Origin of the sequence: Streptomyces formicae (assembly GCF_002556545.1) — a bacterium.
Lineage (GTDB): Bacteria > Actinomycetota > Actinomycetes > Streptomycetales > Streptomycetaceae > Streptomyces > Streptomyces formicae_A.
In genome coordinates this window covers 1,796,714-1,813,484 of the sequence record NZ_CP022685.1, presented here as the reverse complement: position 1 = coordinate 1,813,484, position 16,771 = coordinate 1,796,714, and the positions used below count along the sequence as shown (strand labels likewise).

Here is a 16,771-nt window from a genome sequence, read left to right as displayed (position 1 = left end):
CATGAGTAAGGGGCGGCCGCCCATGGCGACCGCCCCTTACCAGGGCCTCAAGGAGAGGTGCGTCGGGTGTGTCAGCCCTTCTTGCCCAGCAGGTCCTCGACCTTGCCGCGGACCTCGTCCGTCGCCAGGCCGCGGATCGTCAGCGTCGTACGACGGCGCAGCACGTCGTCCGCCGTCTCGGCCCACTCGTTGTCACGGGCGTAGACGACCTGCGCCCAGATCTCCGGGGCGTCGGGGTGGACGCGCTCGGCGAGCTCCGGGTTTTCGTTCGCAAGCCGGGCGATGTCGAAGGAGAGCGAGCCGTAGTGCGTCGCCAGGTGCTTGGCGGTGTCGGCGGCCATGCGCGGACCCGGTGCCGGGCCGTCCACCAGGAGACGGTGGGCGACGGCGCGCGGGTTGGCGATGCCGGGCAGCGGCAGCTTCTTCGGCAGCGAGGAGATCGGCTCGTAGTCGTCGCCCAGCGGGTGGCCCGGCAGCGACTCCAGCTTCTTCATGATCGTCCGGCCGATGTGGCGGAAGGTCGTCCACTTGCCGCCCGCGATCGACAGCATGCCGCCCGCGCCCTCGGTGACGACCGTCTCGCGCTTGGCCTTCGAGGTGTCGCCGGGACCGCCGGGCAGGACCCGCAGACCCGCGAAGGAGTACGTGATCAGGTCGCGCGACAGCTGCTGGTCGCGGATGGAGAACGCGGCCTCGTCCAGGATCTGCGCGGTGTCGGCCTCGGTGACCTTGACGTCGGCCGGGTCGCCCTCGAACTCCTCGTCCGTGGTGCCGAGCAGGAGCATGTCCTCCCACGGCAGCGCGAACGTGATGCGGTACTTGTCGATCGGCGTGGCCAGCGCGGCCTTCCAGGGAGCGGTGCGCTTGAGGACCAGGTGCGCGCCCTTGGAGAGGCGGATGGAGGGGGCCGAGTCCGGGTTCTCCATCTTGCGCAGGTGGTCGACCCAGGGGCCGGTCGCGTTCAGCACCAGGCGGGCGTTGACGCCGAACTCGGTGCCGTCCATGCGGTCCTTGAGCTCCGCGCCCGTGACCCGGCCCTTGGTGAAGCGCAGCCCGGTGACCTCGGCGTGGTTGAGGACGGCGGCACCGGCCTCGACGGCCGCGCGGACCGTCATCAGGGCCATGCGCGAGTCGTTCATCTGGTCGTCGCCGTAGACCGCGACGGCCTTGAGGTTGTCCGTGCGCAGCTCCGGCACGTCCTGCGCGGCCTTGGAGGGCGAGAGCAGGTGGCCGACGCCGTCGCCGAACGCGGAGAGCGCCGAGTACGCGAAGACGCCCGCGCCCAGCTTGGCCGCGCCGTGCGGACCGCCCTTGTAGACGGGCAGGTAGAAGGTGAGCGGGTTCGCCAGGTGGGGGGCGACCTGACGGGACACCGCGCGACGCTCGAAGTGGTTCTCCGCCACCAGCTTCACCGCGCCGGTCTGCAGGTAGCGCAGACCGCCGTGGAGGAGCTTGGAGGAGGCGGAGGAGGTGGCGCCGGCGAAGTCACCGGCGTCCACCAGGGCCACCCGCAGGCCCGACTGCGCGGCATGCCAGGCAGTGGAGATGCCCAGGATTCCGCCGCCGATCACCAGGAGGTCGTACGTCGCCTTGGAAAGCTGCTCCCGGGTCTCGGCGCGGCTCGCCACTCCAAAAGCAGCACGTGAACCGGCAGCCGGATGCGTCCCGAGGGCAGGGACGCTCTGCAGGGTGGTCATTGTCTTACTCCTCGCCACTCTCATCGAGCCAACCCATGGACCGCTCGACGGCCTTGAGCCAGCTCTTGTACTCACGGTCGCGGGTGTCCGCGTCCATGTGGGGGGTCCATTCCGCGGCCCGGCGCCAGTTGGCGCGCAGCTCGTCGGTGGAAGACCAGAAGCCGACGGCGAGCCCGGCGGCGTAGGCGGCACCGAGGCAGGTCGTCTCGGCCACCATCGGGCGCACCACGGGTGCGTCGAGGAAGTCCGAGAGGGTCTGCATCAGCAGGTTGTTGGAGGTCATGCCGCCGTCGACCTTGAGGGCCGCGAGCTCGACGCCGGAGTCCTTCGTCATGGCGTCGGTGATCTCACGGGTCTGCCAGGCCGTGGCCTCCAGGACGGCGCGCGCGATGTGCGCCTTGGTGACGTACCGGGTCAGACCGGTGATCACGCCGCGGGCGTCGGAGCGCCAGTACGGGGCGAACAGACCGGAGAAGGCCGGTACGAAGTAGGCGCCGCCGTTGTCCTCGACCGACGACGCGAGCGTCTCGATCTCCGCGGCGGAGTTGATCAGGCCCATCTGGTCGCGCATCCACTGCACCAGCGAACCGGTGACGGCGATGGAACCCTCGAGGGCGTAGACCGGCTTCTGGTCGCCGATCTGGTAGCCGACCGTGGTCAGCAGGCCCGAGTACGAGTTGATGGCCTTGTCACCGGTGTTCATCAGCATGAAGGTGCCGGTGCCGTACGTGGACTTGGCCTCGCCCTCGTCGAAGCAGGTCTGGCCGAACAGGGCCGCCTGCTGGTCGCCGAGCGCGGAGGCGACGGGGATGCCGCCGAGCAGGTCGCCGAGCGGGCCGCCGGAGACCTCGCCGTAGACCTCGGCGGAGGAGCGGATCTCGGGGAGCACCTGCATCGGGACGCCGATGGAATCGGCGATGCGCTCGTCCCACTCCATCTTGTGGAGGTTCATGAGCATGGTGCGCGAGGCGTTGGTGACGTCGGTGACGTGCTGGCCGCCGTCGACACCGCCGGTCAGGTTCCAGATGACCCAGGAGTCCATGGTGCCGAAGAGGATGTCGCCCGCCTCGGCGCGCTCGCGCAGGCCCTCGACGTTGTCGAGCAGCCAGCGGGCCTTGGGCCCGGCGAAGTAGGAGGCCAGCGGCAGACCGGTCTCGCGGCGGAAGCGGTCCTGGCCGACGTTGCGCCCGAGCTCCTTGCAGAGCGCGTCGGTGCGGGTGTCCTGCCAGACGATGGCGTTGTGCACCGGCTCGCCGGTGTTCTTGTCCCACAGCAGCGTGGTCTCACGCTGGTTGGTGATGCCGATCGCCTTGATGTCGTCGCGGGTGATCCCGGCCTTGGAGACGGCGGAGGCGACGACCTCCTGGACGTTGGTCCAGATCTCGGTGGCGTCGTGCTCCACCCATCCCGGCTTCGGGAAGATCTGCTCGTGCTCCTTCTGGTCGACGGAGACGATCCGTCCGTCCTTGTCGAAGACGATGCAGCGGCTCGACGTGGTGCCCTGGTCGATGGCCGCGATGAAGGGGCCTGCGGTGTGTGCGTCGGTCACGGTGTGCTCCAGAAGTTCTTGCTGTGGCTCTCGGGCTCTGAGGCGTTAATCGGTCGCTGTCGCGGGTCTACTTGAACGCGACGTTGTAGAGACCGCCCGCGATGGCTCCGCCGATCAGCGGACCGACGATCGGCACCCAGGCGTACGTCCAGTCCGAGCTGCCCTTGTTCGGCAGCGGGAGCAGGGAGTGCACGATGCGCGGACCGAGGTCACGGACCGGGTTGATCGCGTAGCCCGTGGGGCCACCGAGCGAGAGGCCGATGCCGACCACGACGAGCGCGGTGATCAGGGCGCCGAGGGTGCCCAGGCCGTTGCCGCCGTCGTTCAGGCCCTGGGTCAGGATGGCGAGCACCAGGACGACCGTGGCGATGACCTCGGTCAGCACGTTCTGGACGTAGTTCCGGATCTCGGGGCCCGTCGAGAAGATGCCGAGGACGGGGCCCGCCGACGGCGCGGCCTTCTGGTCGACCATGCCCTCTTCCACCGGCTGCGCCGCGAGGATCTCGGGGTCGGTCAGGTGGGCCTTGAACTGGCCCATGTAGGCGACCCACACCAGGAAGGCGCCGATCATCGCGCCGAGCAGCTGCGAGCCCAGGTAGATCGGGACGTCGCTCCACTTGGTGCCGCCCTCGATCGCGAGGCCGAGCGTGACCGCCGGGTTGAGGTGGGCGCCGGAGACGCCACCCGCGAGATAGGCGCCGGTCAGTACGGCGAAGCCCCACCCGAAGGTGATGGCGAGCCAGCCGGCGTCCTTGGCCTTTGAGCGCTTGAGCGTGACGGCGGCGCACACGCCACCGCCCAGCAGGATGAGCACGGCGGTACCGATGGTCTCGCCGATGAAGATGTCGGAGCTGGACACCCGCGACTCCTTTGTCCTTCGTCCAGGGGAAGGCGAACCCCGGGTCCCTCCGGTGGTCCGCGACCTCAGGTGAGGTCGTTGCCGGCCCTTGGCCTTGTCACACTCTAGCGCGTAATGCCGGTAGGTGTTCGACAATGCCGACCGATGGACGCGAGTCTCGCCCTGGTGTTACTCGCTCGTCAAGAGTTCTGTTATTGAAAACACGATCGTTATTGATCGTTCCGCGTTATCGGTGATCCCGCAGCCCGACGGGGGCGCGGCCGCTGCTCAGAAGCGCCCGGCGCCCAGGTCGCGGGAGACGGCCCGCGCGCAGTCGCGCACGGCGGCGATCAGCTCGGGCCGCAGCTCCCCGTCCCTGCACACGCGCTCCACGGCGCCGGTGACGCCGACCGCGCCGACCGGCATGCGCCGCCGGTCGTGGATGGGGGCGGCGACGGAGGCGATGCCCTCCCAGGTCTCCTCGACGTCCGCCGCGTACCCGCGCGCGCGGGTCAGGTCGAGGATGCCCTCGAAACCGTCGGGGTCGGCGACGGTGTGCGCCGTGAACGTCTTGCGCTCGGCCTCCACGGCCTCGTTGTGCGCGACCGGGTCGTACGCGGAGAGGACCTTGCCGAGCGCGGTGGAGTGCAGCGGCTGCATGGCCCCCACCTCCAGGACCTGGCGGCTGTCGTCGGGCCTGAAGACGTGGTGGACGATGAGCACGCCCTGCTGGTGCAGGACGCCGAGGTGGACGCTCTCGCCGCTGGAGCGGGCCAGGTCGTCGGTCCACACCAGGGCGCGGGCCCGCAGCTCGTGCACGTCCAGATAGCTGTTGCCCAGGCGCAGCAGCTCGGCGCCCAGCTGGTAGCGGCCCGACGCGGAGTCCTGCTCCACGAAGCCCTCGGCCTGGAGGGTGCGCAGGATGCCGTGGGCCGTGCCCTTGGCCAGGTCGAGCGAGGAGGCGATCTCCGAGAGGCCGAGCCGCCGTTCACCGCCCGCGAGCAGCCGCAGCATCGCCGCGGCCCGTTCGAGCGACTGGATGTTGCGTGCCATCGCAGTCCCGACCTCCGTCCCCTCGCACCACATTCGACGTTCGACAATGCTGAACACTATCGGTCGTTGTCGACCTCCCGCTAATGCACGGACGGCCCGTGTCGTACCCCTGTGCCCTGTCAAGAGGGCACTTGAGCCAGCCTCGAACCGCACGTCCGTCCCGTGGACGCCTTCACCACGGGACCTTGGTCCCGGCTACCCTGGCCGAGTGCGCCCTCCAACAGAAGGCGCAAAGCCGACAGCCGTCGCACTCCAGGGAGCTCTTTCATGGCCTCGTCGCCAACCCCGTCGTCGCAGTCCGCGCAGGCCGTACAGGCCGCCGGGACAGTGGACTTCCCGCCCGAGAGCAGGGCCCGAGTCGAGGCCTTCCGCGAGGCCCTCGCCACCCGTGTGGTCGTGGCCGACGGCGCGATGGGCACGATGCTCCAGGCGCAGGACCCCACGCTCGAGGACTTCCAGAACCTCGAAGGCTGCAACGAAGTCCTCAACATCACCCGACCCGACATCGTCCGCTCGGTGCACGAGGAGTACTTCGCGGTCGGCGTCGACTGCGTGGAGACCAACACGTTCGGCGCGAACTTCGCCGCCCTGAGCGAGTACGACATCCCCGAGCGCAACTTCGAGCTCTCCGAGTCCGGCGCCCGCATCGCCCGCGAGGTCGCCGACGAGTTCACGGCGAGCACCGGGCAGCAGCGCTGGGTGCTCGGCTCGATGGGCCCCGGCACCAAGCTGCCGACGCTCGGCCACGCCCCGTACACGGTCCTGCGCGACGCCTACCAGATCAACGCCGAGGGCATGATCGCCGGCGGCGCCGACGCGCTCCTGGTGGAGACCACCCAGGACCTGCTCCAGACCAAGGCCGCGATCCTCGGCGCCCGCCGCGCCCTTGACGCCACCGGCGCGAACCTCCCGGTCATCTGCTCGGTCACCGTCGAGACCACGGGCACCATGCTCCTCGGCTCCGAGATCGGCGCCGCCCTGACCGCGCTGGAACCGCTCGGCATCGACATGATCGGCCTGAACTGCGCCACGGGCCCGGCCGAGATGAGCGAGCACCTGCGCTACCTCGCCCGCCACTCGCGCGTCCCGATCTCCTGCATGCCCAACGCGGGCCTTCCGGTCCTCGGCAAGAACGGCGCGCACTACCCGCTCACCGCGCCCGAGCTCGCCGACGCCCAGGAGACCTTCGTACGCGAGTACGGCCTGTCCCTGGTCGGCGGCTGCTGCGGCACCACGCCCGAGCACCTGCGCCAGGTCGTCGAGCGGGTGCGCGGCGTCGAGACGAGCCCGCGCGAGCCGCGCCCCGAGCCCGGCGCCGCCTCGCTCTACCAGAGCGTCCCGTTCCGCCAGGACACCTCGTACATGGCGATCGGCGAGCGCACCAACGCCAACGGCTCCAAGAAGTTCCGCGAGGCCATGCTGGAGGGCCGCTGGGACGACTGCGTGGAGATGGCCCGCGACCAGATCCGCGAGGGCGCCCACATGCTCGACCTCTGCGTCGACTACGTGGGCCGCGACGGCGTCAAGGACATGGCCGAGCTCGCGGGCCGCTTCGCCACCGCCTCCACCCTGCCCATCGTCCTGGACTCCACCGAACTCCCGGTGCTCCAGGCCGGACTGGAGAAGCTCGGCGGCCGCGCCGTCATCAACTCCGTCAACTACGAGGACAGCGACGGACCCGAGTCGCGCTTCACCAAGGTCACCGCGCTCGCCAAGGAGCACGGCGCCGCGCTCATCGCGCTGACCATCGACGAGGAGGGCCAGGCCCGCACCGCCGAGCACAAGGTCGCCATCGCCGAACGGCTCATCGAGGACCTCACGGGCAACTGGGGCATCCACGAGTCCGACATCCTCATCGACACCCTGACCTTCACCATCTGCACCGGCCAGGAGGAGTCGAGGGGCGACGGCATCGCCACCATCGAGGCGATCCGCGAGCTCAAGCGCCGCCACCCCGACGTGCAGACCACGCTCGGCCTCTCCAACATCTCCTTCGGCCTCAACCCGGCCGCCCGCGTGCTGCTCAACTCCGTCTTCCTGGACGAGTGCGTCAAGGCGGGCCTGGACTCGGCGATCGTGCACGCCTCCAAGATCCTGCCGATCGCGCGCTTCGACGACGAGCAGGTGAAGGTCGCGAGCGACCTCATCTACGACCGCAGGGAAGAGGGCTACGACCCCCTCCAGAAGCTCATGGAGCTCTTCGAGGGCGTCTCCACCAAGTCGATGAAGGCGGGCAAGACCGAGGAACTCCTCGCCCTGCCCCTGGACGAGCGCCTCCAGCGCCGCATCATCGACGGCGAGAAGAACGGCCTGGAAGCCGACCTCGACGAGGCCCTGACGGGCATGCCCGCCCTCGACATCGTCAACACCATCCTCCTGGAGGGCATGAAGGTCGTCGGCGAGCTCTTCGGCTCCGGACAGATGCAGCTGCCGTTCGTGCTCCAGTCCGCCGAGGTCATGAAGAGCGCGGTCGCCCACCTCGAACCGCACATGGAGAAGTCCGACGCGGAGGGCAAGGGCACCATCGTCCTGGCCACGGTCCGCGGCGACGTCCACGACATCGGCAAGAACCTCGTCGACATCATCCTGTCGAACAACGGCTACAACGTGGTCAACCTCGGCATCAAGCAGCCCGTCGCCGCGATCCTGGACGCCGCCGAGGAGCACAGCGCAGACGTCATCGGCATGTCAGGACTCCTGGTCAAGTCCACCGTGATCATGAAGGAGAACCTGGAGGAGCTCAACCAGCGCAAGATGGCGGCCGACTTCCCGGTGATCCTCGGCGGCGCTGCCCTGACCCGTGCGTACGTCGAGCAGGACCTGCACGAGATCTACGAGGGCGAGGTGCGCTACGCCCGCGACGCGTTCGAGGGCCTGCGCCTGATGGACGCCCTCATCGCCGTCAAGCGCGGCGTGCCGGGCGCGACCCTGCCCGAGCTCAAGCAGCGCCGCGTCCCGAGCAAGGCGACCGCGGCCGTCCTCGAGGCCGACGAGGACGAGGGGCCCGCCCGTTCCGACGTCGCCGTCGACAACCCGGTCCCCACGCCGCCGTTCTGGGGCACCCGCGTCGTCAAGGGCATCCAGCTCAAGGAGTACGCCTCCTGGCTCGACGAGGGCGCCCTCTTCAAGGGCCAGTGGGGCCTGAAGCAGGCACGGACCGGCGACGGACCCTCCTACGAGGAACTCGTCGAGACCGAGGGCCGCCCGCGCCTGCGCGGCTGGCTGGACGAGCTGCACACCAAGAACATGCTCGAAGCGGCCGTGGTGCACGGCTACTTCCCCTGCGTGTCCAAGGGCGACGACCTGATCATCCTCAACGACGACGGCTCGGAGCGCACCCGCTTCTCCTTCCCGCGCCAGCGCCGCGGCCGCCGCCTGTGCCTCGCCGACTTCTTCCGCCCCGAGGAGTCTGGTGAGCGCGACGTCGTCGGCTTCCAGGTCGTCACCGTCGGCTCGAAGATCGGCGAGGCCACGGCCGAGCTCTTCGCCGCCGACTCCTACCGCGACTACCTCGAACTGCACGGCCTGTCCGTGCAGTTGGCCGAGGCGCTCGCCGAGTACTGGCACGCGCGCGTGCGCACCGAGCTCGGCTTCGGCGGCGAGGACCCCGCCGACGTCGAGGACATGTTCGCCCTGAAGTACCGCGGCGCCCGCTTCTCGCTCGGCTACGGCGCCTGCCCCGACCTGGAGGACCGCGCGAAGATCGCCGAGCTGCTCCAGCCGGAGCGCATCGGCGTGCAGCTCTCCGAGGAGTTCCAGCTGCACCCCGAGCAGTCCACCGACGCGATCGTCATCCACCACCCCGAGGCGAAGTACTTCAACGCGCGCTGACGCTCCCGGGAAACCCGAGAGCGCGTTGTACGGACGAGTCGTACACTGGTCGGTCCAGCTCAGGCCGGTTCCCCTCGGGGAACCGGCCTTCTCGTCCCTCATGGAGGTGTGCCGGATGACCAGTACGGTCCCCGCGCTTGGTACTCGAACGGCCGAGGGCTCCGCCCTGCAAGGCGTCCTCCTCGACATGGACGGCACACTCGTCGACACCGAGGGCTTCTGGTGGGACGCCGAGGTCGAGGTCTTCGCCTCCCTCGGGCACGCGCTCGACGAGGCCTGGCGCGACGTGGTCGTCGGCGGACCCATGACGCGCAGCGCGGGCTTCCTCATCGAGGCCACCGGCGCCGACATCACCCTGCCCGAGCTCACCGTGCTGCTCAACGACGGCTTCGAGGACCGCATCAGCCGCTCCCTGCCGCTGATGCCCGGCGCCGCCCGGCTCCTCGCCGAACTCGCCGGGCAGCGCGTGCCGATGGCCCTCGTCTCCGCCTCCCACCGGCGCATCATCGACCGCGTGCTCGACTCCATCGGCGCCCACCACTTCGAACTCACCGTCGCGGGCGACGAGGTGGCCCGCACCAAGCCGTACCCCGACCCCTATCTGCTCGCGGCCGCGGGCATCGGCGCGGACCCCGCCAGATGCGCTGTGATCGAGGACACCGCCACCGGAGTGGCCGCCGCGGAGGCCGCGGGCTGCCGGGTGGTGGCCGTGCCGTCGGTCGCGCCCATCGCCGCGGCGGCGGGCCGCACCGTCGTCCCCTCGCTGGAACACGTCAACCTGCCTTTCCTGCAAGGGCTGATGACGTTCTGAGGGTCCGCCAGTTCCGTTCGCGACACGGTTGAAGGTGTGACGTTTCCCACGTCGATCAGGGTCGACAGTGGGGCCCTTGTGTGCCGTGACCCCTCGTGGGGCAGAGGGGGGCGTGGCATTGTGTCCCGATTGGTGGGAGCGTGCACGAAACCTTCCACTGTTGGGTTATCGGTGCGTCCGCGCCCGGTTTCGCAGCGTGATTGGCCGTATACCTCCCACCCTCTCCGGAGCTCGACTGGTGCGGACTAATCTCATCGCGAGAACATCGCCCCACCCCCCGTGCCCCACCAACCCACACCCCGCGTTGCGGGATTCACGGGATCCAAGAGCTCTGGAGAACGTCGAGCATGAACCGCAAGACTTTGGTGCTGCCGGCTGTCATAGGTCTGCTCGCCCCCGCGCTCGCCGCGTGTGGCGGTTCCGGCAGCGGAGACGGCGACGACGCGATCGCCGTCGGCACCACGGACGCGTTCGCCATCTCGAAGGAGGTCCCGGCACCCTTCGACCCGGCCTACGCCTACGACGCCGGTTCCTGGAACGTCCTGCGCCAGACCGTGCAGACGCTGATGGCCCTGCCGCGCGGCGACGGTGAACCGCAGCCCGAGGCCGCCGAGCAGTGCGGCTTCACCGACACGGGCAACGAGCGCTACGCGTGCACCCTGCGCAAGGGCCTGAAGTTCTCGGACGGCAAGCCGCTGACGGCCGCCGACGTGAAGTTCTCCATCGAGCGGGTCCGCGACATCAAGCTCAAGGACCCCAGCGGTTCGGACGGTCTGGTGTCGAACGTCGAGGAGATCGAGACCGAGGGCGACCGCGAGGTCGTCTTCCACCTCAAGACACCCGACGCGACGTTCCCGTACAAGCTGGCCACCCCCACCGCGGGCATCGTCAGCAAGGACCACTACAGCAAGAACAAGCTGCGCGACGGCTTCGAGGTGTCGGGCTCCGGCCCCTACACCGCGGAGCAGGAGGTCAAGGACGACCGCCTGGTCAAGACGGTCTTCACCAAGAACCCCGAGTACAAGGGGCAGTTCAAGCCCCAGAGCGACAAGATCGAGCTGCGCAACTTCGCGGACACCGCCGCCATGGGCAAGGCGCTCAAGGACGGCGACATCGACCTGATGACCCGCACGATGTCGCCCGAGCAGGTCAAGCAGCTCGACGCGTCCTCGGACAAGAACATCGACCTGGTCGAGATGCAGGGTCTGGAGATCCGCTACCTCGCCTTCAACACCGATGCCCCGACGGTGAAGACCAAGGCCGTCCGCCAGGCCATGGCGCAGCTCGTCGACCGAGGCGCGATCGCCTCGCAGGTGTACGGCTCGACGGCCGACCCGCTGTTCTCGCTGGTGCCGACCACCATCACAGGACACGCCAACTCGTTCTTCAACAAGTACGGCAACGCGAGCACGGCCAAGGCCCGTCAGCTCCTGGAGAAGGCCAACATCTCCACGCCGGTGAAGCTGACGCTGCACTACACGACCGACCACTACGGTCCGGGCACCAAGAAGGAGTTCGAGATCCTGCGCAAGCAGCTCAACGACTCCGGCCTGTTCGACGTGGACATCAAGGGCGTGCCGTGGAGCACCTTCCGCGCGGCCGAGCGTGACGGCAAGTACGCGGTGTACGGCATGGGTTGGTTCCCCGACTTCCCCGACGCCGACAACTTCCTCGCGCCCTTCCTCGACAAGGACAACTTCCTCGGTTCGCCGTACGTGAACCGGACCATCAACGACCAGTTGATCCCCACCTCGCGCCGCGAGGCCGACCGGCTCGCCGCGTCCAAGAGCATCCGCAAGATCCAGGACCTCGTCGCCGAGGACGTCCCGATCCTGCCGCTCTGGCAGGGCAAGCAGTACATCGCCGCGCGCGACGACATCACGGGTGTCGAGTGGGCCCTCAACTCGGCGTCGAACCTCCAGCTGTGGGAGCTGGCCCGCGGCGTCAGCGGCTGACGTTCCCATGAGGGGGCGGGCGACCTCCGCCCCCTCGGTTCCACCGAACGACCACCACATCAAAGGCACGTAAGTGAAATGTCGTAACCAGTGGCTCGCCCTCCCGCTCACCGGAGGACTGGCCGCCGCCCTGCTGACCGGATGCGGGACGGAGACGGGCGGCGCGGGGGACACGGGCGACGCGGTCGTGGTGGGGATGTCCGACGACGTCCTGGCCACCGACCCGGCAGCAGGCTACGACCCCGGGTCGTGGCTCCTCTTCAACAACGTCTTCCAGTCCCTCCTGAGCTTCCCCAAGGGCGCCACGGAGCCCGAGCCCGAGGCCGCCAAGGCGTGCGGGTTCACGGACACGGAGGCGAAGGTCTTCAAGTGCGAGCTGCGTGACGGGCTGAAGTTCAGCAACGGCAACGCGCTCACCTCGAAGGACGTCAAGTTCTCCTTCGACCGCATGCGCGCCATCAAGGACGACGCGGGCCCCGCGCTCATGTTCCCGATGCTGGACAGCGTCCGGACCCCGGACGCCAAGACCGTCGTCTTCCAGCTGAAGTACCCCGACGCGACCTTCCCCAGCAAGATCGCCTCGGGCGCCGGCTCGATCGTGGACCACCGCGAGTACGCGATGAACCGGCTGCGCACGGACGGCAAGGCCGTCGGCTCCGGGCCCTACGAGCTCGACTCCTTCGGCGAGGACCAGGCGAGGTTCTCGGTCAACTCCGACTACCGGGGCACCGCGAAGGTCAAGAACGAGGGCGTGGCGATCACGTTCTTCCACGGTGACCAGAAGGGCCTCAAGAACGCCCTCGCGAACAACGAGGTCGACCTCGCCTACCGAGGTCTCGCCGCCGCCGACATCGCCGACATCGAGCGCGACACCTCCCAGGACCTCGACATCGTCGAGGGCACCAGCGCCGAGGTGCAGCACCTGGTCTTCAACATGAAGGACCCGGTCGCGGGCAAGCTCGGCGTGCGCAAGGCCATGGCCTACCTGCTCGACAGGGACGCCCTGGTCAAGGAGGTCTACCGGGACACGGCGACGCCGCTCTACTCGATCGTCCCCGCGGGCATCGGCGGCCACAACACCGCGTTCTTCGACACCTACGGCGACCGCCCGCAGCGCGCCAAGGCCGCCTCCGCCCTGCGCGGCGACGGCATCGAGGGCAAGGTCAAGCTCACGCTCTGGTCGACGCCCTCGCGCTACGGCCCGGCCACCGACCACGAACTGCGCGCCATCGCCAAGCAGCTCAACGCCTCCGGCCTCTTCGACGCCGACGTGAAGTCGGTCGGCTTCGAGCAGTACGAGAAGGACATCGCGGCGGGCAAGTACGGCGTGTACGTCAAGGGCTGGGTGCCGGACTACCCGGACCCGGACAACTTCACGCAGCCGTTCTTCGGCAAGGGCAACGTCCTCGGCAACCGCTTCGAGAACCGCGACATCACCGGGAAGATCATTCCCGGCACCGCGCGGCAGAGCGACCGGGCCAAGACCGACAAGCAGTACGCCGAACTGCAGGACATCGTCGCGGAGCAGGTGCCGATCCTGCCGGTCTGGCAGGCCAAGCAGTACGCGGTCGCGCGCGACAGCGTCTACGGCCTCGAATCCTGCCTGGACGCCTCGACGGTGTTCCGCTTCTGGGAGATCAGCAAGGGCTGAGCCCGGCCGGGACCCCTGAACCGACGGCGAAGACGGCGAAGGCGGCCACCCCCTCGGGGGCGGCCGCCTTCGCCGTCGGTCGGTACCCGCTACTGCGCGCCGGGTCGCACCAGACCGCTCTCGTACGCGTACACCGCGGCCTGCACGCGGTCGCGCAGGCCCAATTTGGTGAGCACGTGGCCGACGTGGGTCTTCACGGTCGTCTCGCTCACGAAGAGGTCCGCCGCGATCTCGGCGTTCGACAGGCCGCGGGCCACCAGCTTCAGGACCTCGACCTCGCGCTCGGTGAGCGTGTGCAGCGTGTCGGGCACCGGCTCGTCGCCGGAGGGCAGGTGCGCGGAGTACTTGTCGAGCAGCCGACGCGTGATGCTCGGCGCGAGCATCGCCTCGCCCGCGGCGACCACGCGGATCGCCTGCACCAGCTCGTTGGCCGGGGCGTCCTTGAGGAGGAAGCCGCTGGCACCCGCGCGCAGCGCCTCCACCACGTACTCGTCGAGGTCGAACGTGGTCAGGACCAGGACCTTCGCCGGGCCGTCCCTGCCGGGCCCGGTGATCTGCCGGGTCGCCTCGACACCGTCCATCCGGGGCATGCGGATGTCCATCAGGACCACGTCGGGCTGGAGCGCCCGCACCTGGTCCAGAGCCTGCAGGCCGTCTCCGGCCTCGCCGACGACCGCGATGTCCTGCTCGGCCTCCAGAATCATCCGGAACCCGGTGCGCAACAGCGGCTGGTCGTCGACCAGTAGGACGCGGATGGCCACGTAACTCTCCTTCGCTAGGCCGGGCCCATTCTGCCCTGCTCGCCCTCGGCGGACTCGGGCACCCTCACCGGAAGGGGATACGGCGGGGGAGTCCCCCCGAATTCCGGACAGACGGCCTGGTGGTCGCACCAGCCGCACAGCTTCGTGGGCCGCGGCCGCCAGTCGCCCGTCTCGGTGGCGAGCTCGATCGCCTCCCAGAGCGCGAGCAGCTTGCGCTCGACCCGCTCCAGATCGGCCACCACCGGGTCGTACGTGACCACGTCCCCGCTGCCGAGGTAGACCAGCTGCAGACGGCGCGGCACGACACCCTTCAGACGCCACACCACAAGGGCGTAGAACGTCATCTGGAACAGGGCGCCCTCCGCGTACTCCGGACGCGGGGCCTTGCCCGTCTTGTAGTCGACGATGCGGACCTCACCCGAAGGGGCCACGTCCACCCGGTCGATGATGCCGCGCAGCTTCAGGCCCGACTCCAGCTCCGCCTGCACGAACAGCTCCCGCTCCGCGGGCTCCAGGCGGGTGGGGTCCTCCAGGGTGAACCAGCGCTCGACGAGCTTCTCGGCGTCGGCGAGCCAGCGCGTCATGCGCGCGCCCTCCGGATCGTCCGCGAACAGCTCGGTCAGCTCCGGCTTCGCCTCGCGCAGCCGGTCCCACTGACCGGGAATGAGCGACTTGGCGCGCGGCGCGGTGCGCTCACCGGCGGGGGCGTCGAAGAGCCGCTCCAGGACCGCGTGCACCAGGGTGCCCCGGGTCGCCGCCTCGCTCGGCTTCTCGGGCAGCTTGTCGATCACCCGGAACCGGTAGAGCAGCGGACACTGCATGAAGTCACCCGCGCGCGAGGGCGACAGGGACGCCGGGCGCACGGCCGCCACGGCACCGTCGGTGCTGGTTTCCATGAGGACAGACCCTACGACCCGCCACTGACAACAGCCGCATACCATCGACGACAGACCCTCTCGCCCTGCATGATCGTGCGGGTGACCGCGCCAGCCCGGGGCGAGGGACGCTTCGAACGAGGGGACATCGTGGACGAGAGCGGCGGGAGCGGCAGGCCGCGGTCCGACGGCGCCGAGGGCCGGCGGCCGAGCGGAACGGATGGTTCCGTGGAGCCGTCGCGTCCGGTCGACACGGCACGGCCCCGGCACGACGAGGCGGAAGGACCCGCGCCGGTGCCCGGGAACGCGACCGCGAAGGCCCGGGAGACCCAGGACACGCGCGAGGTCCATGGAACCCCGAACAACCCGAGTGACCCGAGTGACCCGAGCGACCCGAACAACTCGGAGACTCCAGAGGCCCCGGCGCGCGACCGCCTGACCAAGGCCGCGCCCCAGGACCCTCACCCCGAGCGCTCCCGCGCCACCCACGGCCCGGCGGGCAAGGCAACACCGCCCACCAAGGCGCGGCGCGGCCCCGGCGGCGGACTGCTCATGGGCAAGCCCTTCGGCGTGCCCGTGTACGTCGCGCCCAGCTGGTTCCTCGTCGCCGCCCTCATCACCTGGGTCTTCGGCGGCCAGCTCGACCGCGTCCTGCCCGAGCTCGGCGGCGCCCGCTACCTGGTCTCGCTCTTCTTCGCCGTGGCCTTCTACGCCTCCGTACTCGTCCACGAACTGGCCCACACCGTCGCGGCCCTCCGCTTCAAGCTGCCGGTGCGCCGGATCCAGCTGCAGTTCTTCGGCGGCGTCTCGGAGATCGAGAAGGAGTCCGAGACCCCCGGACGCGAGTTCGTCCTCGCCTTCGTGGGCCCGCTCCTGTCCCTGGTGCTCGCCGGGGTCTTCTACGCGGGCATGCGCGCCGTCGAACCGGGCACCGTCCCCGGCGTCCTGCTCGCGGGCCTGATGATCTCCAATCTGATCGTGGCCGCCTTCAACCTGCTGCCGGGGCTGCCCCTGGACGGCGGCCGCATGCTGCGCGCCGTCGTCTGGAAGATCACCGGCAAGCCGATGAGCGGCACCGTCGCCGCCGCCTGGGTCGGCCGCGCCCTCGCCATCTCCGTACTCATCGGCCTGCCCCTGCTCAACCAGTCGGGCGCGCTCGGCGGCGAGGCCCAGGACATCGGCGGCATGGACACCGTCATGGACGCGCTGCTCGCCGCGATCCTCGCCGCGATCATCTGGACCGGCGCGGGAAACAGCCTGCGCGTGGCCCGCCTGCGCGAACACCTGCCCGAGCTGCGAGCCCGCACCCTGACCCGCCGCGCCGTCCCCGTCGAGGGCGACACCCCGCTCTCCGAGGCGCTGCGCAGGGCCAACGACGCCGGGGCCCGCGCCCTCGTCGTGGTCGACCCGGACGGCGACCCCCTGTCCGTCGTCCGCGAGGCGGCCATCGTCTCCGTGCCCGAGCACCGCCGCCCCTGGGTCACGGTCAGCGGCCTCGCCCAGGACATCACCGAGGGCATGCGGGTCTCCGCCGAGCTCGCGGGGGAGGAGCTCCTGGACACCCTGCGGGCCACGCCCGCCACGGAGTACCTGGTCGTCGAGGACTCGGGCGAGATCTACGGAGTGCTGTCCGCGGCGGACGTGGAGCGTGCCTTCGTCAAGGCGATGGCACGGCCCAGCTGAGCGCCACCTCCCCACGGCAGTGGGCTCGCGTGGTCGGTGGGATCCGCCGCGGCCGGTAGGCTGGTCA

The 16,771-nt window shown here is 69.7% G+C and carries 11 protein-coding genes; 5 read left to right on the top strand and 6 right to left on the bottom strand.

The window, feature by feature from the left end; all coding sequences use genetic code 11:
* Positions 1-71: 71 nt before the first annotated feature.
* The 4 genes from KY5_RS07370 to KY5_RS07355 all read right to left on the bottom strand — a co-directional run bounded on the left by KY5_RS07370 (position 72) and on the right by KY5_RS07355 (position 5,137).
* The gene (locus KY5_RS07370; RefSeq protein WP_199842962.1) at positions 72-1,697 is read right to left on the bottom strand and encodes a glycerol-3-phosphate dehydrogenase/oxidase; all 1,626 of its coding nucleotides are present in this window, start codon (positions 1,695-1,697) and stop codon (positions 72-74) included.
* 4 nt (positions 1,698-1,701) lie between these two features.
* Complete coding sequence (gene glpK / locus KY5_RS07365) at positions 1,702-3,246, bottom strand: glycerol kinase GlpK (RefSeq protein ID WP_098241453.1); 1,545 nt, start codon at positions 3,244-3,246, stop codon at positions 1,702-1,704.
* 67 nt (positions 3,247-3,313) lie between these two features.
* Positions 3,314-4,105 carry an MIP/aquaporin family protein gene (locus KY5_RS07360; protein ID WP_098241452.1) on the bottom strand — a complete coding sequence of 264 codons (792 nt, stop codon included), beginning with the start codon at positions 4,103-4,105 and terminating at the stop codon, positions 3,314-3,316.
* A 267-nt stretch (positions 4,106-4,372) separates the two neighbouring features.
* Positions 4,373-5,137, bottom strand: a complete 765-nt coding sequence (locus KY5_RS07355; RefSeq protein ID WP_098241451.1) for an IclR family transcriptional regulator — start codon at positions 5,135-5,137, stop codon at positions 4,373-4,375.
* Positions 5,138-5,404: 267 nt separating this feature from the next.
* Between KY5_RS07355 and metH the strand changes: the two genes are divergently transcribed.
* The 4 genes from metH (at position 5,405) to KY5_RS07335 (ending at position 13,385) form a co-directional block, all read left to right on the top strand.
* Positions 5,405-8,968, top strand: coding sequence for a methionine synthase (metH, locus tag KY5_RS07350; RefSeq protein ID WP_234362644.1), 3,564 nt, complete (start codon positions 5,405-5,407; stop codon positions 8,966-8,968).
* 115 nt (positions 8,969-9,083) lie between these two features.
* Entirely contained in the window at positions 9,084-9,779 is a 696-nt protein-coding gene (locus tag KY5_RS07345) for an HAD family hydrolase (RefSeq protein ID WP_098241450.1), read from the top strand.
* A gap of 347 nt (positions 9,780-10,126) precedes the next feature.
* Complete coding sequence (locus KY5_RS07340; RefSeq protein ID WP_098241449.1) at positions 10,127-11,734, top strand: ABC transporter substrate-binding protein; 1,608 nt, start codon at positions 10,127-10,129, stop codon at positions 11,732-11,734.
* Between the two features lie 73 nt (positions 11,735-11,807).
* On the top strand, positions 11,808-13,385 hold the full coding sequence (locus KY5_RS07335; RefSeq protein WP_098241448.1) for an ABC transporter substrate-binding protein: 1,578 nt from the start codon (positions 11,808-11,810) through the stop codon (positions 13,383-13,385).
* Between the two features lie 89 nt (positions 13,386-13,474).
* Here the strand turns inward: KY5_RS07335 and KY5_RS07330 are convergent, their stop codons facing one another.
* On the bottom strand, positions 13,475-14,146 hold the full coding sequence (locus KY5_RS07330; RefSeq protein WP_098241447.1) for a response regulator: 672 nt from the start codon (positions 14,144-14,146) through the stop codon (positions 13,475-13,477).
* Positions 14,147-14,160: 14 nt separating this feature from the next.
* Complete coding sequence (locus tag KY5_RS07325) at positions 14,161-15,042, bottom strand: RecB family exonuclease (RefSeq protein ID WP_098241446.1); 882 nt, start codon at positions 15,040-15,042, stop codon at positions 14,161-14,163.
* Positions 15,043-15,171: 129 nt separating this feature from the next.
* Here KY5_RS07325 and KY5_RS07320 point away from each other — a divergent pair, with 129 nt between their 5' ends.
* Complete coding sequence (locus tag KY5_RS07320; RefSeq protein ID WP_098247102.1) at positions 15,172-16,704, top strand: site-2 protease family protein; 1,533 nt, start codon at positions 15,172-15,174, stop codon at positions 16,702-16,704.
* The last annotated feature ends 67 nt before the right edge of the window (positions 16,705-16,771 follow it).